This window comes from Pantoea agglomerans (genome assembly GCF_021397715.1).
Lineage (GTDB): Bacteria > Pseudomonadota > Gammaproteobacteria > Enterobacterales > Enterobacteriaceae > Pantoea > Pantoea astica.
The window spans coordinates 2,068,333-2,088,035 of record NZ_CP090207.1; the positions used below are offsets into that span (position 1 = coordinate 2,068,333).

General features: G+C 54.0%; 22 protein-coding genes and 1 pseudogene. 9 read left to right on the top strand and 14 right to left on the bottom strand.

All coding sequences use genetic code 11. From position 1 onward, the window contains the following. Positions 1-16 precede the first annotated feature (16 nt). The 4 genes from fabI to sapC all read right to left on the bottom strand — a co-directional run bounded on the left by fabI (position 17) and on the right by sapC (position 3,639). Positions 17-805 carry an enoyl-ACP reductase FabI gene (gene fabI, locus LZU96_RS09835; RefSeq protein ID WP_094119473.1) on the bottom strand — a complete coding sequence of 263 codons (789 nt, stop codon included), beginning with the start codon at positions 803-805 and terminating at the stop codon, positions 17-19. Between the two features lie 142 nt (positions 806-947). Then, a complete protein-coding gene (gene sapF / locus LZU96_RS09840) occupies positions 948-1,751 on the bottom strand; it encodes a putrescine export ABC transporter ATP-binding protein SapF (protein WP_233988082.1) in 804 nt (267 codons plus the stop codon). Between the two features lies 1 nt (position 1,752). Then, complete coding sequence (gene sapD, locus LZU96_RS09845) at positions 1,753-2,748, bottom strand: putrescine export ABC transporter ATP-binding protein SapD (protein ID WP_233988083.1); 996 nt, start codon at positions 2,746-2,748, stop codon at positions 1,753-1,755. Next, entirely contained in the window at positions 2,749-3,639 is an 891-nt protein-coding gene (gene sapC, locus LZU96_RS09850; protein ID WP_233988085.1) for a putrescine export ABC transporter permease SapC, read from the bottom strand. It abuts the gene before it with no gap. A gap of 155 nt (positions 3,640-3,794) precedes the next feature. On the opposite strand from sapC, the gene LZU96_RS09855 reads away from it, so the two are divergent. Next, positions 3,795-4,151: a hypothetical protein gene (locus LZU96_RS09855; RefSeq protein WP_233988086.1), complete on the top strand. Its 357-nt coding sequence runs from the start codon at positions 3,795-3,797 to the stop codon at positions 4,149-4,151. A gap of 459 nt (positions 4,152-4,610) precedes the next feature. Next, positions 4,611-4,880, top strand: coding sequence for a colicin V synthesis protein (locus LZU96_RS09860; protein ID WP_233988247.1), 270 nt, complete (start codon positions 4,611-4,613; stop codon positions 4,878-4,880). Positions 4,881-5,385: 505 nt separating this feature from the next. On the opposite strand, the gene sapB is transcribed toward LZU96_RS09860, so the two are convergent. Both sapB and sapA read right to left on the bottom strand, forming a co-directional pair. Then, positions 5,386-6,351, bottom strand: coding sequence for a putrescine export ABC transporter permease SapB (gene sapB / locus LZU96_RS09865; RefSeq protein ID WP_233988088.1), 966 nt, complete (start codon positions 6,349-6,351; stop codon positions 5,386-5,388). Then, entirely contained in the window at positions 6,352-7,974 is a 1,623-nt protein-coding gene (gene sapA / locus LZU96_RS09870) for an ABC transporter substrate-binding protein SapA (RefSeq protein ID WP_233988090.1), read from the bottom strand. Between the two features lie 171 nt (positions 7,975-8,145). Between sapA and LZU96_RS09875 the strand changes: the two genes are divergently transcribed. Beyond that, positions 8,146-8,385, top strand: coding sequence for a hypothetical protein (locus LZU96_RS09875; RefSeq protein ID WP_233988092.1), 240 nt, complete (start codon positions 8,146-8,148; stop codon positions 8,383-8,385). 265 nt (positions 8,386-8,650) lie between these two features. Here LZU96_RS09875 and LZU96_RS09880 read toward each other — a convergent pair whose 3' ends face one another. The 5 genes and pseudogenes from LZU96_RS09880 to pspF all read right to left on the bottom strand — a co-directional run bounded on the left by LZU96_RS09880 (position 8,651) and on the right by pspF (position 12,213). After that, positions 8,651-8,791, bottom strand: a complete 141-nt coding sequence (locus LZU96_RS09880) for a hypothetical protein (RefSeq protein WP_233988094.1) — start codon at positions 8,789-8,791, stop codon at positions 8,651-8,653. A gap of 533 nt (positions 8,792-9,324) precedes the next feature. After that, a pseudogene (locus LZU96_RS23585) lies at positions 9,325-9,495 on the bottom strand (hypothetical protein); the annotation flags it as partial. Positions 9,496-9,858: 363 nt separating this feature from the next. Continuing rightward, positions 9,859-10,524, bottom strand: a complete 666-nt coding sequence (locus LZU96_RS09885) for a class I SAM-dependent methyltransferase (protein ID WP_233988095.1) — start codon at positions 10,522-10,524, stop codon at positions 9,859-9,861. A gap of 151 nt (positions 10,525-10,675) precedes the next feature. Continuing rightward, positions 10,676-10,888 (bottom strand): hypothetical protein, encoded by a 213-nt coding sequence (locus LZU96_RS09890; RefSeq protein WP_233988096.1) that lies wholly within the window; start codon positions 10,886-10,888, stop codon positions 10,676-10,678. 320 nt (positions 10,889-11,208) lie between these two features. Further along, entirely contained in the window at positions 11,209-12,213 is a 1,005-nt protein-coding gene (gene pspF, locus LZU96_RS09895; RefSeq protein ID WP_233988097.1) for a phage shock protein operon transcriptional activator, read from the bottom strand. Positions 12,214-12,377: 164 nt separating this feature from the next. Between pspF and pspA the strand changes: the two genes are divergently transcribed. The 6 genes from pspA to LZU96_RS09925 are packed head-to-tail and all read left to right on the top strand — an operon-like array spanning position 12,378 to position 16,393. After that, positions 12,378-13,043 carry a phage shock protein PspA gene (gene pspA, locus LZU96_RS09900; RefSeq protein WP_233988098.1) on the top strand — a complete coding sequence of 222 codons (666 nt, stop codon included), beginning with the start codon at positions 12,378-12,380 and terminating at the stop codon, positions 13,041-13,043. A 35-nt stretch (positions 13,044-13,078) separates the two neighbouring features. After that, the gene (pspB, locus tag LZU96_RS09905) at positions 13,079-13,306 is read left to right on the top strand and encodes an envelope stress response membrane protein PspB (RefSeq protein ID WP_031377770.1); all 228 of its coding nucleotides are present in this window, start codon (positions 13,079-13,081) and stop codon (positions 13,304-13,306) included. Continuing rightward, a complete protein-coding gene (gene pspC, locus LZU96_RS09910; protein WP_094119483.1) occupies positions 13,303-13,653 on the top strand; it encodes an envelope stress response membrane protein PspC in 351 nt (116 codons plus the stop codon). Before pspB ends, pspC begins: the two co-directional genes overlap by 4 nt. Positions 13,654-13,708: 55 nt before the next feature. Continuing rightward, positions 13,709-13,957 (top strand): phage shock protein PspD, encoded by a 249-nt coding sequence (gene pspD / locus LZU96_RS09915; protein WP_233988099.1) that lies wholly within the window; start codon positions 13,709-13,711, stop codon positions 13,955-13,957. After that, a complete protein-coding gene (locus LZU96_RS09920) occupies positions 13,938-15,335 on the top strand; it encodes a YcjX family protein (protein ID WP_233988100.1) in 1,398 nt (465 codons plus the stop codon). The genes pspD and LZU96_RS09920 overlap by 20 nt, the downstream gene beginning before the upstream one ends. Then, a complete protein-coding gene (locus LZU96_RS09925) occupies positions 15,332-16,393 on the top strand; it encodes a YcjF family protein (protein WP_233988101.1) in 1,062 nt (353 codons plus the stop codon). Before LZU96_RS09920 ends, LZU96_RS09925 begins: the two co-directional genes overlap by 4 nt. A 344-nt stretch (positions 16,394-16,737) precedes the next feature. Here LZU96_RS09925 and LZU96_RS09930 read toward each other — a convergent pair whose 3' ends face one another. From LZU96_RS09930 to LZU96_RS09940, 3 genes are all read right to left on the bottom strand, one after another. Then, on the bottom strand, positions 16,738-18,156 hold the full coding sequence (locus LZU96_RS09930; RefSeq protein ID WP_233988102.1) for a glucosyltransferase domain-containing protein: 1,419 nt from the start codon (positions 18,154-18,156) through the stop codon (positions 16,738-16,740). A gap of 63 nt (positions 18,157-18,219) precedes the next feature. Continuing rightward, a complete protein-coding gene (locus LZU96_RS09935; RefSeq protein WP_233988103.1) occupies positions 18,220-19,158 on the bottom strand; it encodes a glycosyltransferase family 2 protein in 939 nt (312 codons plus the stop codon). Continuing rightward, positions 19,158-19,514: a GtrA family protein gene (locus LZU96_RS09940; RefSeq protein ID WP_233988104.1), complete on the bottom strand. Its 357-nt coding sequence runs from the start codon at positions 19,512-19,514 to the stop codon at positions 19,158-19,160. The genes LZU96_RS09935 and LZU96_RS09940 overlap by 1 nt, the downstream gene beginning before the upstream one ends. Positions 19,515-19,703 lie beyond the last annotated feature (189 nt).

The window sequence follows — 19,703 nt, forward strand, 5'->3', positions numbered from 1 at the left end:
GCTCGCCCTCAGAAACTTATTTCAGTTCCAGTTCGTTCATTGCAGCGATGCTGAAGCCGCCGTCAACGTGAACGATTTCACCGGTGATGCCGCCTGCCAGATCAGAGCAGAGGAATGCCGCTGAGTTGCCGACATCTTCGATGGTCACGGTACGACGAATCGGGGTAACCGCTTCGCAGTGAGCCAGCATCTTACGGAAATCTTTAATGCCTGAAGCGGCCAGCGTACGAATTGGACCGGCAGAAACGGCGTTAACACGAACGCCTTCCGGACCCATTGCATTCGCCATATAGCGGACGTTGGCTTCCAGTGACGCTTTCGCCAGACCCATCACGTTGTAGTTCGGGATGGCGCGCTCAGCACCCAGGTAAGAAAGGGTCAGCAGCGCAGACTGTGGGTTCAGCATCGCGCGGCACTCTTTGGCCATCGCAACGAAGCTGTATGCACTGATGTCATGCGCGATTTTGAAGCCTTCGCGGGTTACGGCATTCACATAGTCACCATCCAGCTGGTCGCCTGGGGCGAAACCGATGGAGTGAACGAAACCGTCAAATTTCGGCCAGGTTTTTGCCAGTTCAGTGAACAGGGATTTGATGCTCTCATCTTCGGCAACGTCACACGGCAGAACGATGTCTGAGCCCAAATCTTTAGCAAACTCTTCCACACGACCTTTTAATTTGTCGTTCTGGTAGGTGAAAGCCAGTTCTGCGCCCTGTTTGTGCATCGCCTGTGCAATACCGTAGGCGATGGAAAGTTTACTGGCAACGCCAGTAATCAGAATGCGCTTACCGGAAAGAAAACCCATAGCTGTAATCCTTATGGTCATTGTAGTTGGCGGCCGCATTGTTTAAAAAGTAGGCGACCGACGTTAATCGACGTGCGGATTCTAGCACGTCTGTCTGAAATCAGGTAAATCAGCCCGCAAATTGCGGGAGAGGCAGCAATGATTAGTGTTCTCGCCGCCAGGCTTCGGCGGTCAGCGCTTCGCCAAAATGGCTGCTGATCAGCCGACGGGTCAAATCGTGCAACGGGGAGGCCAGCACATCGGCGGTTCCGCCACGCTCCACCACTTCGCCCTGATGCATCACCAGCACCTGATCGCTGATGTGCTTCATCATGCCGAGATGCTGGGTAACATAAATGTAGGCGATGCCGTGTTTCTCCTGCAGTTCCAGCATCAGATTGACCAGCTGCGAACGCATGGTCATATCCAGCGAGGCCAGCGCTTCATCCGCCACGATCACTTTCGGTTGCAGGATCAGCGCGCGCGCCAGGCCCAGACGCTGTTTCTGGCCGGGCGCCAGCATATGCGGATAGTAACCGGCGTGATCGCGCAGCAATCCTACCTGGCGCAGCGTAGCGATAATGCGTTTCTCCCGCTGTTCGGCGGTCAGCTCGGTATTGAGCCGCAGCGGAAAATCGAGGATCTGGCTGACCCGCTGACGCGGATTCAGTGAGGTTGACGGGTCCTGAAAAATCATCCTGATACGCTGGCTGCGGTAGCCGTAATCGCCAAAGCTGAGCGGATGATCGTCAATCAGGATTTCGCCCTCGGTCGGTGCGACCATCCCGCTGAGCATTTTTGCCAGCGTCGATTTGCCGGAGCCGTTTTCGCCGATAATCGCCAGCGTTTGCTTTTCGCGCAGGGTAAAGCTGACCGATTTCACCGCTTCGACATGCTGCCGACGAAACAACCCGGTGCGATAGCGAAAGGTTTTGCTCAGGTTGCGCACTTCCAGCAGGGTTTCCATGTTACTGGCTCTCCATGTTCAGCGGGAAATGACAGGCGTAAAGATGCGATTTACTGCCCGCCAGGCGCGGCGTTTCAACGCACTTTCGCTGCGCATAGGGGCAGCGCGGTCCCAGCCGGCAGCCTATCGGCAGGCTCTCCAGCGATGGAATAGCCCCCGACAGCGTATTCAGCCGGCTTTTATGCGGCAGAGCGCGACCAAAGTCAGGCATGGCGCGAATCAGCGCCTGGGTGTAAGGATGGTGCGGCGTGGTCATCAGATCGTCGCTCTGGGCGGTTTCCACCGTCTGACCACAATACATCACGTTTATCCGATCGGCCCATTGACTCATGGTGCGCAGATCATGACTGATCAGCAAAATCGTGGTGTTGTTATTCTGGTTGAGGCGACTCAGCAGGCGGAAAATCTGTGCCTGGGTAGTCGGCTCCATGGCGTTGGTCGGCTCATCGGCGATCAGCAGGCGCGGCTGGTTCGCCAGCGCGATGGCGATCATCACTTTCTGACACTCACCTTCAGTCAGCTCGTAAGGAAAGCTGCGCATGATATCTTTGTGATCCTTGATGCCGACGCGATGCAACAGTTCGATGGCACGGGTTTTGCGCCAGAACCAGAAGCGCTTCAGCCACGGACCTTTATAGGTCCAGCGCGGAATCGCCTGCATCAGCTGGCGGCCAATGCTTTCGGAGGGATCGAGACAGGATTGCGGCTCCTGAAAAATCATGGAAACGTTATGGCCGACAATACGACGGCGATCGCGGGGTGACAGCCGCAACAGATCCACATCATCAAACACCATGCGATCGGCGGTGACGCGCCAGTTATCTTTGGTCACGCCGCATATCGCTTTGGCCACCAGGCTCTTGCCCGATCCTGATTCACCCACCAGTCCGCGAATTTCACCTTCGCTCAGGGTCAGGTTGACGCGATCGACCGCCTTGACCGGCCCGTCGGCAGTCATAAATTCAATGGTGAGATTTCGAATATCGAGTAACGGCATTTATTCCACTCCCGCTTCGACGGCGCGACGAATGCCGTCACCGAGCAGGTTAACAATTAATACGCTGACCATTAGCGCCACGCCAGGCAGCATGACGGTCCAGGGCGCGACATAGATCAGTTCAAGCGAATCCCCCAGCATGGCACCCCATTCGGGTGAAGGCAGCTGTGCGCCCAGATCAAGAAAGCCCAGTGCCGCAATATCCAGAATCGCCATCGACAGGGCGCGGGTAATCTCACTGATCAATAATGGCAGAATGTTAGGCAGGATGGCGTAGCGCAGAATATTACGACTGCTGGCGCCATCGAGCCGGGCTGCTACCACATACTCTTTTTCCAGTTCATCATGAACCGCGCTATAAATCTCCCGCACCAGACGAGGCATCAGGGCCAGCCAGACCGCCAGCATGGCGTGCTCCAGGCGGGGACCGAGAAAGGCCACCACAATAATCGCCAGCAGCAGCGAAGGAATCGACAGCAGCGTATCCAATACGTGATTCATCACGGCAGACCGCACGCCGTGCGTCATGCCCGCCAGTATGCCTAACACCAGCGCCCAGAAGGTTGCAAACAGTGTGACCAGCATGGCCGACCCGACCGTGGGGCCGGCACCGCTCAGCAGGCGGCTCAACAGATCGCGGCCTAAATCGTCCGTGCCGAGGAAAAACGACACATCGCCATAGCGTGACCAGGAAGGCGGCAACAGCTGATAACCCAGGAACTGTTGATCAATACCGTAGGGCGCGATCAGTGCGCCAGTTAAACAGAGCAGCAGCAACGCGCCAAAGCCATACAGGCCCACCATCGCCGCGGTATCGCGATAAAAATGGTGCCAGCTCTGACGAAACGCGCTGGGCAGGCGTTTTTCGGCATAGATATTATCGGAGGGCATAGATTATCGCCTGATAATGATGAGACAAGGTTGGAACTGAATTGAAATTTTGATTCATAACAAGGGTTTGCTCTGTTTTGTGCTCAAACGTAGTGTAGCGTGCTTTAGCCCGAATAACTTCTTTTACCGCATGCTTAGGGATCACAAACGGCCCGGTGAAGGATAACCCGCATGACAACAAGCCTCTCATCAGCAGAAACGGCCACTTCCTGTGGCAGTCAGGCATTATTGATGCGCGGGGCTACTCTCCGGTTGTTCAGGCTGGACAGCATCAGCGACCTACGCTCACTGTGACGATTATCCGTCTAACTCCCATTCGCTGGCAAGGGAACCGCGACACCCATCAGGCCAGAACCGCCGATCATCACTTCAGGCCGGGCATAGCGGGCTGGCAGATGGCGGGGTATCGGGTAGTGCAGAAGCAAATTTTGCTGCACAAAATCAGTCACAGCAGGCTGAGCAACTTATATCCAGGCGGCAGCGGCGTAAAAGAAAAAATAGCCATGAAATAATCCGGGGAAATATCCATCAGCTTAAAGCCACTCAGTTTAACCGGCGGATCGTCAGCTTAATTTTATCCGCTCACGGCTGTTCAGTGTCGGTAGTCGTAATTGAGTTGGTGGAGGGTTTATTTTTAACGGGATTTATCTTAGTTTTCGACAGGGCAGCATCCAGGCTATTTTATCTGATATTTCCCTGCGTTAACGGGATAAAAGTAAATATTAAAAATTCCGGAAAATAACAATCATTGTAATGAAATGTGGAGTGAAAGTTAATATTCTTGTTAAGTTATCCAGCTATAGCATTTTAAGTTTAAGATGGTTCCGAGTATGGATATTTTGCTATTGTGCCCGTTCTGCTAATACAGATAATGAAGCTCCTTTTAGGAAAACAAGGAAAGTAAAAAGATGAGAGAATTATCTATTAATGAATGTCAGTCAATTTCCGGTGCAGGCCTGGCTGAAGGTTTAATGAGCGCAACACTGCTTGGCGTTGCGGGTACCTGGGGCGGCTTAATGCTGGGCACGCGTGTTGGCAGCAACGGCGGCGGCATCTTAGGCATTGGTTCTCTCGGTGCGCTGGTTGGCGGTATTGTCGGCGGTATCGCCGGTGGCGTTGGTGCAGCACTCACTGGTCTGATTACCGGCTGGGACAGCACCGCTGGTGCAGTACAACTGCTGGCTGATTTTGAAGCGAGCCTGTTAAACGGCACCTTCGGCATGATCCCAGACGCAGTATAATCAGCGTCATAAAATTTAAAATCACGCCATCATGATATTAATTTATATTCCTGCCACGCATGGCAGGAATATTTTTTGGTAAATCAATCGCCGCATTGAAGACGTTGTTTTTTCATCCCGTTCCGGCTTATCAATATCTGTTCCCCATGCTGTTAACTTCCGAATTATTGTCCAGATAAAATCCGTCTAAACCTCTGCGCTGTCAATTTGGCAAGCTGACTATTTTAGCGCCATTAATGTCGATCAGAGTAAAAAGATTACATTGCCCGATTCTGCTTTATTTCTGCGAAAAGCGGCTAACCATGCTGACTCATCATGATGCGTGAATTGAAAAATCCATCAGACACTCAGGAAAGGATCTATTCTGGCTGCAGGCAATCAGATAATCCCAATAACCGACGGCCAGAGAGAGAAAGCTATTGTTTAAGAAATATCGCATCCGACCTGAACAGCCGAATGCGAATGGGGTTCTAAAATAGTATCCGACAGGCAGCGCAGAGCCGCGCTATCGCAGGGCGTACCATTCTTTGTGTTTCAGCGGGTTCATGGCGGCGCCAATCACGTCGGAGATGACGTTAACCAGTATCACCAGCCCACCAATCACCATTACGCCAGCGGAGATCGCCGCGTAATCCTGCTGACGAATCGCATTAATTAACCAGCGGCCCAGACCCGGCCAGTTGAAAACCATCTCAGTGATCATGGCCAGCGTCAGCATGGTCGAAAATTGCAGGCCAAGACGCGGAATGACCGGCGGTAAGGCGTTGTGCAGCACATGGCGGCGGATCACCGTCAGGCGCGACAGGCCTCGGGTCGCAGCGGCTTTGACATAGTTTTTGTCCATCACTTCGCTGGTGCTGTTACGCAGCAGACGGATCACTTCGGTAGTCGGGGCCATTGCCAGTACCGTCACCGGCAAAATCAGATGGGTCAGGGCGCTGATAATCATTTCATGGCGCCAGGGTGAGCGGCTGAGCCAGGCATCAATCAGCGCAAAGCCGGACACATTCTGCACCGGATAGAGCAGATCGTGCCGGCCTGATACCGGCAGCCAGCCGAGCGTCAGAGAGAAGAAGAGGGTGAACAGCAGCGCCAGCCAGAAAATAGGCGCTGAAAAGCCGATCAGCGCCAGCGCACTGATGGTTTTATCCGGCCATTTGTTGCGCATCACGCCAGCACAGATGCCGAGCGGAATGCCGATCAGCAGAGCAAACAGAAAGGCCAGAATGCAGAGCTCCATGGTAGCCGGAAAGACTTCCCGCAGCTGCAGACCAATCTCCTGGCCATTGGTGCTGGAAACGCCAAAGTCAAACTGCAGCATGCCTTTGAACCAGAACCACCAGGCGTCAAACAGCGCAGCGCCTTCCAGCGGTGCATTCGGGGTAAAATAGCTCAGGCTAAAGCTGACCAGCGACAGCAAAAACAGCGTAATCAGCAGCAGCAGCAGGCGGCGCAGAATATAGATGATCACTTACTTTTCCTCACCTTCTTCACGATAAACCCCGGCAAACGAGGCGTTGCCAAACGGACTCAGCACCAGGCCTTTAATGTCATGGCGAAACGCCTGCAGTCGCAGCGACGACGCCAGCGGCAGAACCGGCAGCTCCTGCGCCAGAATCTGCTGCGCTTTGTCATAACTGTCGATGCGTCCCGACAGCTGCTGTGTTAACAGTGCATTCTGCAGAGTTTCATCAAATGCGGGCGAGCACCAGTGCGCATAGTTGGTCTGGGAGCGAATCGCCGCGCAGCTGAGCAGCGGACGGAAGAAACTGTCCGGATCGTTGCTGTCGGTTGCCCAGCCTGAAAGGGTGAGATCGTGATTCATCGACATCAGCTGGGCTTCCTGGAAACGGCCTTCAACCGGCACGATGGTCAGCCGGACGCCGACCTGCGCCAGATCGGCCTGCAATAACTCCGCGGTTTTAAGCGGGCTGGGATTCCATGATTGCGAGGATGACGGCACCACCAGTCGAAGATGCAGGTCAGTCAGGCCCAGCGCTTCCAGCTCCTGACGGGACTTCTGCGGATCGTATTCCGTGATACGGGCGTCACTGTCATAGGCCCATGAGGCACGCGGTAAAATAGAGGCTGCCGTCTCGGCGGTACCGTAGTAAATCGACTCCATCAGCCGTTCATTATTGATCGCCAGTGCCAGCGCGTGGCGCACTTCAGGGCGGTCCAGCGGTGGCTTGCGGGTGTTAAAGGCCAGATAGGCAATATTCATACCGGGCCGCAGCGTCATACGCAGGCGCGGATCGTCGCGTAAAATGCTGAGCTGACTGGCCGCCGGATAGGCCAGCACGTCACATTCACCGGTCAGCAGCTTAGATAAACGACCGGTACCACCGGCGCCCAGATCGATCACCGCCTGCTGCAGACGCGGCACGCCTTTCCAGTAGTGCGGATTACGCGCCAGACGAATGTATTGTCCGGTGCGGTATTCGCTGAGCTGATAAGGGCCGGTGCCTACCGGCTGGCGGTCCATCTCTTCCTGACGACCTTGCGCCGTCAGCTGGTCAGCATACTCTTTTGACAGCACCGGTGCGTAGTGGGTCGCCATATGCCAGAGGAAGGAAGCATCAGGACTGTTCAGCCGGAACTCTACCGTATTGTTATCCAGTTTCTTCACGCTCTGCACTGAATCAGCAAACTGCAGGCTATCGAAGTAGGGGTAGTTACCGCCGTTGACGTTGTGCCACGGATGATGACGATCGAACATGCGGGCAAAACTAAATACCACATCGTCGGCGTTCATCGGCCGGGTCGGTTTAAACTGGTTGGTCTGCTGGAACTGAACGCCGCTGCGCAGATGAAAACGATAGGTCGCACCGTTGTCCCGGACTTCCCAACTGGCCGCCAGATCGGGCTTCAGACGATAAGTGTAGGGATCAACATCCAGCAGGCGATCGTAAAGCTGGGCCGCCAAGGTATCGACGGTTAATCCGCTGCTGACCATTTGAGGATTGAAGGTATTAAGCGTGCCGCTGACGCAATAGACAAAGCCGCTCTGGCGGATATCGCCGGCGGGGGCCGACCATGCAGGCGCACTCAACACGCCGAGGCTAAACAACAGCGAACATATTAGTTTTGACATAGAACTCAACGATTTTGAGGCATTGAACAGAGTGTATCGCAAAGCCGGCAATGTCCCAAAATCTCAAAGGGTGCGCAGGCGGGTTTTCATTAATACAGCGGCAGAAAAAACGCACAGAGAGTGTGGTAATGAGAAATATTCTCAATTAGCGCTTTACAGATGATAATAGGAATGATTATTATTCCCTTGCACTTCGACGGTGGCTCTACCGGAGAAGAGCACGACATTGCTCACATTGCTTCCAGTATTGTTGCCCGCCTTCTGGCGGGCTTTTTTTTTGTCATCCGCTTTTTCTGGCGCAGTGTGCGGCATCACACCGCAGCGGCTCCCCTATCATCCGGAAAGAAGGGGACAGGTCGATGCGATATCGACCGGGAAGGGCTAAGGTCAGTGGGCATCTGCACCGGGTAAAAGGCTTACCGATGTCAGGGGAAAATAGCGGGTAAATGGCACGACAAAGGAGCATGGATCTGAAGTAAGCAGAGCAGGCCTCTGTGGGTACCTTGATAACGGGATCTTTTGCCAGCGCTGGCGCGCGTTTCACCAACCTAAGAAGGGTTGGGCCGGGCGTTGATGACAAGCCGGCATCATGTGATCCTGTCAGGCGCAGAACCCTGGGTTAATCGACGGGAAGAGGAGAAGGCGGAGAATCAGCAAGCGATTCAGGCGAGCGTAATTATTCTGTGAGCGCAAATTTAGCGGCTAATTTATGCAGGGCAACGACAGACATGAAATCCTGACTGCTTTCGAAAAACGCACTCCAGTTTTTTGACAGAAAAAAGGCCAGTGCTTCTTTTTCTTCTTCGGTCAGTTCCATCCTGAATACCCTTTTTTCTCTGTCGCTCTTTAGTTGATTTTGCTAAATCAACGCTCTGTTAGCGTTAATCACGCATCACAGAACAGACGGCGCATAAATTATCGGAATTAACATTTTCTCATCTGATGGCAAAAAAAAAGCGCCCTGATTGCAGGGCGACACCGAATGCCGATGAAAGCCTTTAATTGGTGTTAGCTTACACATTTAATTGATGAGGTCGTACTCACGGAAAACATTATTAACGCCTCAGCGACAACCGCAGTTAAACAGCGAGGTTTTGAACCGGCTATTTTTTGATGCCGATCAATTCTGCCAGCCTTTGGAATCTCATTGTCGATATTAACGTCAGTTATCCGGTGCTGAAAAAAGGGTCGTCGCCTCTGTCTCTGGATAAACGGATAATGCGAACTCTTCTGCTGACCAGCCTGAGCCATAGCCATCAGGAGTGGCAGGCATTACGGCAGCAGATGATCTTTAAGATAGAGACGCCAGTGTTCGATCTGCGTTCCGTCAGGTAAAAGACAATATTCGGTTTTACCGAAAAGGCTTTTTTCAGCCTTCAGTTCTCCGCCTTTCTGATGACAATAGTGTTCTGCTGAATTTTCACGCTGTGATGCGCCAGAACTGCAGGCTGAAACAATAAATAAAGCAATAAAAAGGGATATCGGTTTCATCATTCTTCTCTTAAAACAGAGGACGTTCATCACTGTTGGTATTCAGGCGTGGTACTCAGGGCTTTGCAAAAAAAGCCTGAGCAGGTGTGTAAAGCGGAAGCCGATAAGCTGTGGCCGATTAACAATTCTGCCATCGCAAACGGCTGCAAGTTATTGCCTGAAACCGGCTTACTCTGATGGTTAATTAATAACGGGCTGGCGGCGGGACCACAGCGGGCTATGTTAATCCTTGCCGGGGAAACAAACCCTCAACGCTGCGGTGAGTTGGCAATGAAAATAACCTGAGCCAGCGAATGTGCCGCAGCGGCTGTAGCGTATTCCGTTCGGGAAGCGCTACAGCCGCCTGACCGATCGGAATAGGGGCTTCCAGCGATGCAGCAATTAACCTGTTATTCACCACATCGTTTTGCCGGTTGCAGAAAAGAGCGCCACGGTGCCACAAACTTTGATCTCGACTTCTCTGAAGTGAGTCTCGAGAATTTGGTGTAACGCGTCCGCCGAATCCTGCCTGTTTGAAAATATTCCTTTTTTGTTATAAAGGTTCATCAACGCGGTGCCGAACTGATTGTGGCTGACGCCGGAGCCCAGAATTGTCGCGCCATAGAGTGTACCGTCAGCTTTTAACGCCTTCGCGGCATTGGCTATCACCGCCGCTTTCGACGTCATATTTCCGGGTAAGCAGTGAAGCAGATAGAACATTGAGACCGAGTCATAAGCGTTATGCATCGGATCAGGAAGCGGCAACAATATATCGTGCTGTAAACACTGGGTTTCGAATTGAGACGCAATGCGCGCACGAGCAGCATTCAGGCTGTTAAGATTGAGATCGACAAGGGTGATACTGCGCGGTTTTACCCGACTCCTGGCGAGGTAATAGCCGGTGCCGACGCCGATATCCATATGCTTTTCGCCGGAAAAGCGTTGAAAGTGTTTAAGCAGCACCGACTCCGTATCGCACCGCCAGGCATAGCTGTTTGAGATATTAAGCACCCACCAGTCGTAGGCTTTTAATGAGAGCGGTGTATAAACCTGCGAACCTTTTTGGCTTTCACTCTTCATTTTATCAACGTCCTTTTATCACTTTATCTTCCGGGAATGGGCTCAGGGGGTTATGAGTGAAGAGCGCTCTGATCGCATCCTGAATACAGAGCACTCTTCAGCAGGGTGAGGATTATTTTCAGGCAGCGATCACCGGCTGCTGTCTGAACTCTCAGCTCTCTGTGTGACGCTGCTGCATCTCGCGCTGATATTTATGATAATCCACGCCACACTCTGCTGAGCAGAACGCGGTGCTGGCGACCACAGGCTGGTCCTCGCACCAGATACAGAGCCCGTCGGGGCTGGTTAATGACGGCTGGCGGTTAACCAGAGCCGCCGTAATAATTGCCTGTTCAAGTTGTTGCGCTAAATCCGCGTCATCCATAACTCTTCTCTCATGGTCTGTTAAAGGAAACGTGTCGTACCACTTCGCATCCGCAGGCTGAGATCATAACCCAGCCGTTAGGCCTGCTGTTAGTGTGGATTTATACAGAATAAACCGGTCATTCTGTCTGATAAGTAAACAGGCATTAAGTGAAAGAAAGAGCGCCTTTTGGTTTCACTGTGATTAAGGAATAAAGGTGCAGAGCGGCCTGGCGGTGATTAACGGCCAGGCCGATGATGACCGACAGGCTTTATGGCGAAGAGGAGTAACGCTGGACGATGGCTGACGGAAAACAGGGCGTGCTGTCTACCGTCTTAACCTCATAATTTATCGTTAGAAATGCCGTGTTTTTTCATCATGGCGCGCAATTGATGGTAGGTGACGCCTAACAGACCGGCGGCGCGGCGCTGGTTATATCGCGCCTGTTGCAGGCTGGTTTCTACCAGATCGCGCTCCTGCTGATTCTGCCACTGACGCAGATCCAGCGGCAGCGAAGGCAGTTCGCCATCGTGATCCGGGCGGCTTACCGGCAGGGCATCAACCGGTTCAGGACGTGAAGCGAACGGATTAATAATTACATTATCCAGCGGCTGCTCGCTGCTGTTATGGCGATACACCGAACGCTCAACCACATTCTTCAGTTCACGCACGTTGCCGGGCCAGTGATAACTCAGCAGCGTCTGCTGTGCCTGAGGCGTAAATCCGGGGAACAGCAACAGGCCGAGTTCACGGCACATCTGAATAGCAAAATGTTCAGCCATCACCAGGATATCGCTGCGCCGCTCACGCAGCGGCGGCAGTTGCACGACGTCAAAGGCCAGACGATCCAGCAGGTCGGCGCGGAATTTTCCGGCCGCCGCCAGCGCGGGCAGGTCTTCATTAGTGGCGCAAACCAGGCGCACATTCACCTGCAAAGAGTGGTTACCCCCGACGCGCTCCAGCTGACCATATTCGATCACCCGCAGCAGTTTTTCCTGTACCAGCATCGGTGCCGTCGCCAGCTCATCCAGAAACAACGTCCCGCCGTCCGCCCGTTCAAAACGGCCCAGATGGCGCTTCTGAGCACCGGTAAACGCGCCAGCCTCATGACCGAACAGTTCAGAGTCGAGCAGGTTTTCATTCAGCGCCGCGCAGTTAAGCGAGATAAACGGTCCCTGCCAGCGATCGGAAAGATAGTGTAAACGACTGGCGATCAGCTCTTTGCCGGTACCGCGCTCACCAATCACCAGCACCGGTTTTTCCAGTGGTGCCAGCTTCGACACCTGTTCCAGGACCTCAAGGAAATTATTGGACTCACCGAGAAGGTTATCGTTAGTTCCTGCCATGATGAATTTCGCCACCCCTTAATCATTTTGACTATATTAGAACAAGCTTAAAGGGCTGTAAAATTTAAAAATTGCTATAAATCAAATAATTATAAAATTGGCACGCATCTTGTATTAGCTATGTAGCGCAACACGCCATGACACATTAAAAGAGGAACATCATTATGGGTATTTTTTCTCGTTTCGCCGACATCGTTAATGCCAACATCAATTCGCTGCTGGAGCGTGCGGAAGATCCGCAGAAACTGGTCCGCCTGATGATTCAGGAAATGGAAGACACCTTAGTCGAAGTCCGCTCAACCTCAGCGCGTGCGCTGGCTGAAAAGAAACAGCTGTCACGCCGGATTGAACAGGCGGAGATCCAGCAGGCGGAATGGCAGGAAAAAGCTGAGCTGGCACTGCGTAAAGATAAAGATGATTTAGCCCGTTCAGCGCTGATCGAAAAACAGAAACTCACTGACCTGATCGCCACACTGAAACAGGAAGTCAGCCAGGTTGAAGAGACGCTGGAGCGGATGAAAGGTGAAATCAGCGAGCTGGAGAAGAAACTGAGCGAAACGCGGGCGCGTCAGCAGGCGTTAACGCTGCGTCATCAGGCGGCATCCTCTTCTCGTGACGTTCGTCGTCAGCTGGACAGCGGTAAAATTGATGAAGCGATGGCGCGGTTTGAGTCGTTTGAACGTCGCATCGATCACATGGAAGCCGAAGCGGAAAGCCACGGTTTCGGTAAACCGAAAACCCTGGATCAGCAGTTTACTGACCTGAAAGCGGATGATGAAATCAGCCAGCAGCTGAACGCGCTGAAAGCCAAAATGAACCGCACTGAATAATTATCGACGTTGCGATGAGTGATTAAGGAGAGTCAATGAGCGCACTTTTTCTCGCCATACCGCTAACGATCTTCGTGTTGTTCGTGGCACCGATCTGGTTATGGCTGCATTACAGCAACAAACGCAACGGCGGTTCGGAACTGTCGCAAAGCGAAATCCAGCGCCTGCAGCGCGTTGCTCAGGACGCGCAGCGGATGCGCGAACGCATCGATGCGCTGGAGGCGATTCTGGACGCAGAGCATCCTAACTGGAGGCAACCATGATGAAAGGCCGCAAGTTATGGCGTAAGCCTGACGAAGGTAAACTGATGGGCGTCTGTGCGGGCCTGGCGGAGTATCTCGACATTCCGGTGCGCTTACTGCGCGTTATCATGGTGCTATCTCTGTTTTTCGGCCTGTTTATGTTTACCGTGGTCGCTTATTTCGTGCTGGGCTTTGTGCTGGATGTTAAACCGGCCAATGCCGCTGACAACCCACGTCAGCCCAGCGCCAGCGAACTGCTCGACCAGTTAGAAAGCGCACTGCAGCGCGACGAACGCAGCGTGCGCGATGTGGAACGCTACGTGACGTCTGAAACCTTCAGCGTGCGTAGCCGCTTCCGCCAGCTTTGATTCTTCTTACTCCGGGCCTGTCGCAGGCCCTTTCGCTGACCCTCTGGAGGTGTCGATGACTTTTTCGCGATCCACTGCTTTTCGCCACCGCGCGGCACCCGCGTTGAAGTCGGCGGCTAAATTCATCATTATCAATGCTGTCACCTACGGGCCTGCGGGTGTGACGGGCTGGGCAGTGAAATCGGTCGCCCGTCGACCGTTACGCCTGTTACTGGCGCTGGCGCTTGAGCCACTACTGAAACGCGTCATGAACCGCGCGGCCTCGCGCTTCATCAGGGAGAAAGATGAAAAGACTGCAAACTGAATTTATCGCATTAATGAACCGCGGCGTGGACCGTCATCTGCGCCTGGCGGTCACCGGCCTGAGCCGAAGTGGCAAAACGGCCTTTATCACCTCGCTGGTTAATCAGCTTCTGACGGTCCACAGCGGCGCACGTTTGCCGCTGTTTTCCGTGGTGCGGGATGAGCGCCTGCTCGGGGTAAAGCGGGTACCCCAGCGCGATATGGGCACGGCGCGCTTTACCTACGATGAAGGACTGGCGCAGCTCTATAGCACGCCGCCCGCCTGGCCGACCCCTACGCGCGGCGTCAGCGAAATGCGACTGGCACTGCGCTACCGGCCTAATGATTCGCTGCTGCGCCATCTGAAAGAAACCGCCACGCTCTATCTTGAAATCGTGGACTATCCTGGTGAATGGCTGCTCGACCTGCCGATGCTGGCCCAGGATTATCTCGCCTGGTCGCGGCAGATGAACGGTCTGCTGACTGGCGATCGTGCTGAATGGGCGAAGCCGTGGCGCACGCTCTGCCAGCAACTCGATCCGTTCGCCCCCGCGGATGAAAACCGGCTGGCGGAGATCGCCGCCGCCTGGACCGATTATCTGCACCGCTGTAAAACAGAAGGATTGCACTTCATCCAGCCGGGCCGCTTTGTCCTGCCCGGCGATATGGCTGGCGCACCGGCGCTGCAATTTTTCCCCTGGCCGGCCATCGACGAATCACAGCTCAGCAAACTGGCCCAGGCGGACAAGGGCAGTAACTTCAGCATGCTGCAGCAGCGCTTTAACTACTACTGTCAGCACGTAGTGAAAGGCTTCTATAAAAATCACTTCCTGCGTTTTGATCGCCAGATTGTGCTGGTCGATTGCCTGCAACCGCTCAACAGCGGACCTCAAGCCTTCAATGATATGCGGCTGGCGCTGACGCAGCTGATGCAGAGTTTTCATTATGGTCAGCGCACCCTGTTCCGGCGGCTGTTTTCGCCGGTGATCGATAAATTGCTGTTTGCCGCCACCAAAGCGGACCATATCACCAGCGATCAGCACGGCAATATGGTGTCACTGTTGCAGCAGCTGGTGCAGGATGCGTGGCAGAACGCCGCGTTTGAAGGCATCAGTATGGACTGCATCGGGCTGGCCTCGGTGCAGGCGACGCAGAGCGGGCTGGTGGATCACCGGGGTGAGAAGATCCCGGCGCTGCGCGGTAATCGGCTGAGCGATGGTGAACCGCTGACTGTCTATCCCGGCGACGTCCCGCCGCGGCTGCCGGGCAATGCCTTCTGGCAGCAGCAGGGTTTCCGGTTTGAACAATTCCGCCCACAGCAGCTGGATGTTGACCGGCCGCTGCCGCATATCCGCATAGATGCTGCGCTGGAATTTTTGTTAGGAGATAAATTGCGATGAGCGATCCGCTGAAGCCCCGTATTGATTTTGCCCGCCCGCTGGATGAGGCGACAGAGGTGCCGTTGCGGCCTGCGCAGACCTTTGATCCGCAGGCGCAGGCGGCATTTCTGGCGGTGCAGGATGACGAGGCCGCCGTTGAAGAAGAGGGCGCCGGTGAACGTGCAGTAGAAGCGGCGCTGAAACCGAAGCGCAGTTTGTGGCGCAAACTGGTGATGACCGGCGTGGCCCTGTTCGGTGTCAGCGTCGTCGCGCAGGGCGTGCAGTGGACCCATGACGCCTGGCTGGCGCGCGACTGGTTTTCGCTGGGCAGCGGCGTGGCGGGCGGGCTGATCGTGCTGGCGGGCGTCGGCGCGCTGGCCGGTGAGTGGCGTCGTCTCTACCAGCTCCGTCAGCGGGCGGAAGAGCGCGATATCGGCCGCGAACTGCTGCACAGCCACGGTATCGGCAAAGGCCGGGCTTTTTGTGAGAAGCTGGCGCAGCAGGCGGAGCTGGATCAGGCGCATCCGGCATTACAGCGCTGGCAGGCCTCGCTGCATGAAACCCACAACGACAGCGAAGTGGTACGATTATATGCCCAGCTGGTGCAGCCGGTGCTGGATCGACAGGCGCGACGTGAAATCAGCCGCCACGCGGCAGAAGCGACGCTGATGATCGCCGTTAGTCCGCTGGCGCTGGTTGATATGGCCTTTATCGCCTGGCGTAACCTGCGGCTGGTCAATCGTATCGCCGCGATTTACGGCATTGAGCTGGGTTACTTCAGTCGCATCCGTCTGTTCCGGCTGGTGCTGCTGAATATGGCGTTTGCCGGTGCGTCGGAACTGGTGCGTGAAGTGGGTATGGACTGGATGTCGCAGGATATCGCTGCCCGACTCTCGACGCGGGCCGCGCAGGGCATTGGTGCCGGTCTGCTGACTGCACGACTGGGCATTAAGGCGATGGAACTCTGTCGTCCGCTGCCGTGGCTGGAGCAGGATAAGCCGCGGCTGGGCGATTTCCGTCGCGAGCTGCTGAGTCAGATGAAAGAGGCGTTGCAGAAGGGCGGGAACAAGCCCGCGTAGCTGGTGTGGTGACGGAATAACACAAGGCGGCCTGCTAATGTTCGTCAGTTAAGCAGCAGGTGATAACGCAGTCTGGTGCCGCGCCGGGGCTGGCGGTCCTCGCGCCGCTGCGCGGTACCTTCACGTCATTCGTCTGCCTGACGGACCGCCGGGGATGGCACATCCTGTTCCGCCCCGCCTTTCGCCCGCGTCCTGCGGGCTCTCCTGGCTAATGTTCAGCGCTGCGGATTGCCTGCCCCGGAGCGGCACGCGCGCCCAAAAAAAGCGGCCACGTCTGACCGTGACAGCCTTTGCAAATTTAACCTTAACTGACCAGCATCAGGCCTGGCGCCTTGTTTTTTGCCTCAGTGTGGCTGTCGCAGCACTTCTTGTGCGTCGATCACCCGGCAGTTGCCCGGACAGGCTGATTCATCAGTGATGACCGGATTAGCCGGCAGGGTAAATGCCATTCCGTTTTGCAGCCTGACAAAATGCGCCATGCCCGCAAAGGTCCATGACATGCTGAGCCCCAGCCCACCGAAATCATCATACTTCCGCAACGTAGCCACTTTTGGCAGATATTCCCCGGTCAGACGATAGTAGAGCGCGCCGTCAAAATCTTTTGGCACCTGAGTGGTGATAGCCTGATTAAGCAGAGCAAACTCTTTACCTGCCGGTCTGGAATAGCCATTAATCAGATGACTCATTGCCAGTGACGCGGCAATCACCACTAATACGGCATAAAAGCGCTTTTTCCATTTTAACCGACGGCTGATTTCAAACAGACCGACAATAAACAGGCTGGCAGCGATCAGCGCCCCCGCAATCAGAGTGCGGTAAGCGGCCATGCTCTCACTGACGATCAGGTTTGGCAGCGCGGCGATGAGCAGCAAAATAAAGACCAGGTAAAACTTATCGTTGCCGGCCGCTTTGATTTTCTTCAATCCGAAACCAATGACGATTAACGAGACGATAACGGAAACGGTTTTCGCCCCCAGATCAAAATGACAGATAACGTTCTTCAGATACTCGGTAATGAACCATTTTAGCTTGACCGGAATATCGTAGCTGAATGCAGAACGCGGTAGCGTATGTCCATACAGCTGCACGGGCAGCACCTTCGAAGCAATCAACGCGGCAAACATGCCTGCACCCAATACCAGCAGGGAAATCAGGGCGCGTTTTTTATCGATTCTGCGATCCGAGAGAGATAAATCCAGTAAGGCAAAAAAGGTGAAGGTCATGGCGGCAGGTTGATAAATACAGAAGGCAACCGTCAGCAGGCAAATCGCCAGCAGCCGTCCTGCCACGCCCGATTTCACCGACAAAGTGTAGCTCGCACCCGCCAGCAGAATAGCGGCGATATAGGGAAAGCAGGAGGCCCAGGCGACGTAAACCTGGAAAGAGGGCAGCAGGCAAAGCAACAGCGAAAAGGTGATGCGTTGCGCCTGACTCTCAAACAGGTGATATTGCTGGCACAGCCGGTAGAAATAATAGCCGGTAAAAATAAGCAGAATAATGGCAACGGCGCGCAGCAGCGCCAGTTTTTCAACGCTATCCACAATAAAAGAGGCGGCATACTGGATAATGCCGTACACCGGCCGCCCTGATAACGTATCCCAGTTTAAAATACTGCGCGGGTCAAAATTAGCCCAGTAGAGGTTAGTCCAGTCATCGGTATAGGCATAGTGGCTTAAATAAGCCGGGCTGTACGCAAAAAGGAAAACAAGCACAAATAACGCAACTATTTTGCCGCGGCTTAATCCCTGTTGGCTGTTTATCATTTTCTATCCTTTTTATCATCAGACTGCAGGTGGTTGCCGCCCTGTGGCACCCCAACTTTGTGGTTAATCGTGGCGCTTTCCTGGCTCACTATTTTTTCGCAAAATGTAGCGCGGGCGGTTCTTCGTTTCCATATAGATGCGGCCGATATATTCGCCGAGCACGCCAATGCCGATAAGCTGAACGCCGCCCAGAAACAGCACTGAAACCAGAATCGACGGATAGCCAGGCACCGGATTGCCAAACAGCAGCTTGTCAATAATCAGCCACAGGCCATAAAGGAAGGCCAGCGTAGCGACCAGAAAACCGAGGTAAGACCAGACCCGAAGTGGCAGGGTTGAAAACGAGGTCAGCCCTTCCAGGGCCAGATTCCACAGTTTCCAGCCGCTGAATTTACTGTTGCCCGCGACCCGTTCCGTTCGGACATATTCAACAATTTCTGTCTCTCCACCCACCCAGCTAAGAATGCCTTTCATAAATAAATTTTTTTCAGGCAATAGCTTAATGTTCTCCACCACTTCCCGGGACATCAGCCGGAAATCGCCGACGTTTTCTTCCAGTTTGGGATGACTGATGCAGTTATGCAGTTTGTAAAACCAATGGGCAGTTTTACGCTTCAGGTGACCATCGGCACTTCTGTCGATACGTTTGGCTAACACAATATCGGCTCCCGCCTGCCACTTGGCGATCATTTGCGGAATCAGCGTAATCGGGTCCTGTAGATCGACATCAATCGGAATGATGGCCTCACCCGTAGCGGCTTCCAGCCCGGCGAAAAGCGCCGGTTCTTTACCGAAGTTGCGAATAAAAGAGAGGGAGCGGACCAGCGGATCCTGCTGGCTAAGCTGGGTGATCAGGGTGCGTGTCGCATCCGTACTGCCATCATCAACAAAGACAATCTCAACCTGCCATGCTGCAAAGTCGGCATATTTCCTGACGGCGTCGTAAAAAAGAGGAATCATCTGCTCTTCATTGAATACCGGCACCACCAGAGAGATCTTCATTAATTTCCTTTAAACACGATAAAGCGGGAAAAGATAAAGCCACAGGCCAGGCTCAATGCGGAAGAGACGACCAGCGTAATCAGCGGGTAAAGGCCGATCCGGTCCGCAAGATAGCCAACACCAAACGCCATTGCGCCCATAAATAGCACATACAGAATATAGCGGAACGGGGTAGCCTGTTGCTTAAAGGTCCAGCGGGCATTGACGAAGAACGAGAAGGTGACCGCCAGACAAAAGGCAATGACATTGGCGGTGGATTGTAATAACCCCTGGCTGAGACAGATAAAAAAGGTCATCCAGTGTATCAGGGTATTAAACACGCCAACGGTCAGGTATTTTGCAAAAAAAGTCAGCATTTTTTAATCATTATTAAGGGGTTGTGAGAAATATACAGCAAGTTGGCGGCAATCAACAGTTTATCACTGACGTAACCTGACAATGCCGCTCACTACCGAAACCGATAGCGGGCAGTACAAAAGCCAGCCAAACGGTTTCCGGCTGTCAACTTTTCCTGACAGAGCCCTTTCTGCCGGCGCATCTCTTAG

What these genes read in the sequence shown, in the direction of transcription:
- fabI (WP_094119473.1), bottom strand. Translation starts at nt 805, where the DNA reads ATGGGTTTTCTTTCCGGTAAGCGCATTCTGATTACTGGCGTTGCCAGT.
- sapF (WP_233988082.1), bottom strand. Translation starts at nt 1,751, where the DNA reads ATGGAAACCCTGCTGGAAGTGCGCAACCTGAGCAAAACCTTTCGCTAT.
- sapD (WP_233988083.1), bottom strand. Translation starts at nt 2,748, where the DNA reads ATGCCGTTACTCGATATTCGAAATCTCACCATTGAATTTATGACTGCC.
- sapC (WP_233988085.1), bottom strand. Translation starts at nt 3,639, where the DNA reads ATGCCCTCCGATAATATCTATGCCGAAAAACGCCTGCCCAGCGCGTTT.
- LZU96_RS09860 (WP_233988247.1), top strand. Translation starts at nt 4,611, where the DNA reads ATGAGCGCAACACTGCTTGGCGTTGCGGGTACCTGGGGCGGCTTAATG.
- sapA (WP_233988090.1), bottom strand. Translation starts at nt 7,974, where the DNA reads ATGTCAAAACTAATATGTTCGCTGTTGTTTAGCCTCGGCGTGTTGAGT.
- LZU96_RS09875 (WP_233988092.1), top strand. Translation starts at nt 8,146, where the DNA reads ATGATTATTATTCCCTTGCACTTCGACGGTGGCTCTACCGGAGAAGAG.
- LZU96_RS09880 (WP_233988094.1), bottom strand. Translation starts at nt 8,791, where the DNA reads ATGGAACTGACCGAAGAAGAAAAAGAAGCACTGGCCTTTTTTCTGTCA.
- LZU96_RS09885 (WP_233988095.1), bottom strand. Translation starts at nt 10,524, where the DNA reads ATGAAGAGTGAAAGCCAAAAAGGTTCGCAGGTTTATACACCGCTCTCA.
- LZU96_RS09890 (WP_233988096.1), bottom strand. Translation starts at nt 10,888, where the DNA reads ATGGATGACGCGGATTTAGCGCAACAACTTGAACAGGCAATTATTACG.
- pspF (WP_233988097.1), bottom strand. Translation starts at nt 12,213, where the DNA reads ATGGCAGGAACTAACGATAACCTTCTCGGTGAGTCCAATAATTTCCTT.
- pspA (WP_233988098.1), top strand. Translation starts at nt 12,378, where the DNA reads ATGGGTATTTTTTCTCGTTTCGCCGACATCGTTAATGCCAACATCAAT.
- pspB (WP_031377770.1), top strand. Translation starts at nt 13,079, where the DNA reads ATGAGCGCACTTTTTCTCGCCATACCGCTAACGATCTTCGTGTTGTTC.
- pspC (WP_094119483.1), top strand. Translation starts at nt 13,303, where the DNA reads ATGATGAAAGGCCGCAAGTTATGGCGTAAGCCTGACGAAGGTAAACTG.
- pspD (WP_233988099.1), top strand. Translation starts at nt 13,709, where the DNA reads ATGACTTTTTCGCGATCCACTGCTTTTCGCCACCGCGCGGCACCCGCG.
- LZU96_RS09920 (WP_233988100.1), top strand. Translation starts at nt 13,938, where the DNA reads ATGAAAAGACTGCAAACTGAATTTATCGCATTAATGAACCGCGGCGTG.
- LZU96_RS09925 (WP_233988101.1), top strand. Translation starts at nt 15,332, where the DNA reads ATGAGCGATCCGCTGAAGCCCCGTATTGATTTTGCCCGCCCGCTGGAT.
- LZU96_RS09930 (WP_233988102.1), bottom strand. Translation starts at nt 18,156, where the DNA reads ATGATAAACAGCCAACAGGGATTAAGCCGCGGCAAAATAGTTGCGTTA.
- LZU96_RS09935 (WP_233988103.1), bottom strand. Translation starts at nt 19,158, where the DNA reads ATGAAGATCTCTCTGGTGGTGCCGGTATTCAATGAAGAGCAGATGATT.
- LZU96_RS09940 (WP_233988104.1), bottom strand. Translation starts at nt 19,514, where the DNA reads ATGCTGACTTTTTTTGCAAAATACCTGACCGTTGGCGTGTTTAATACC.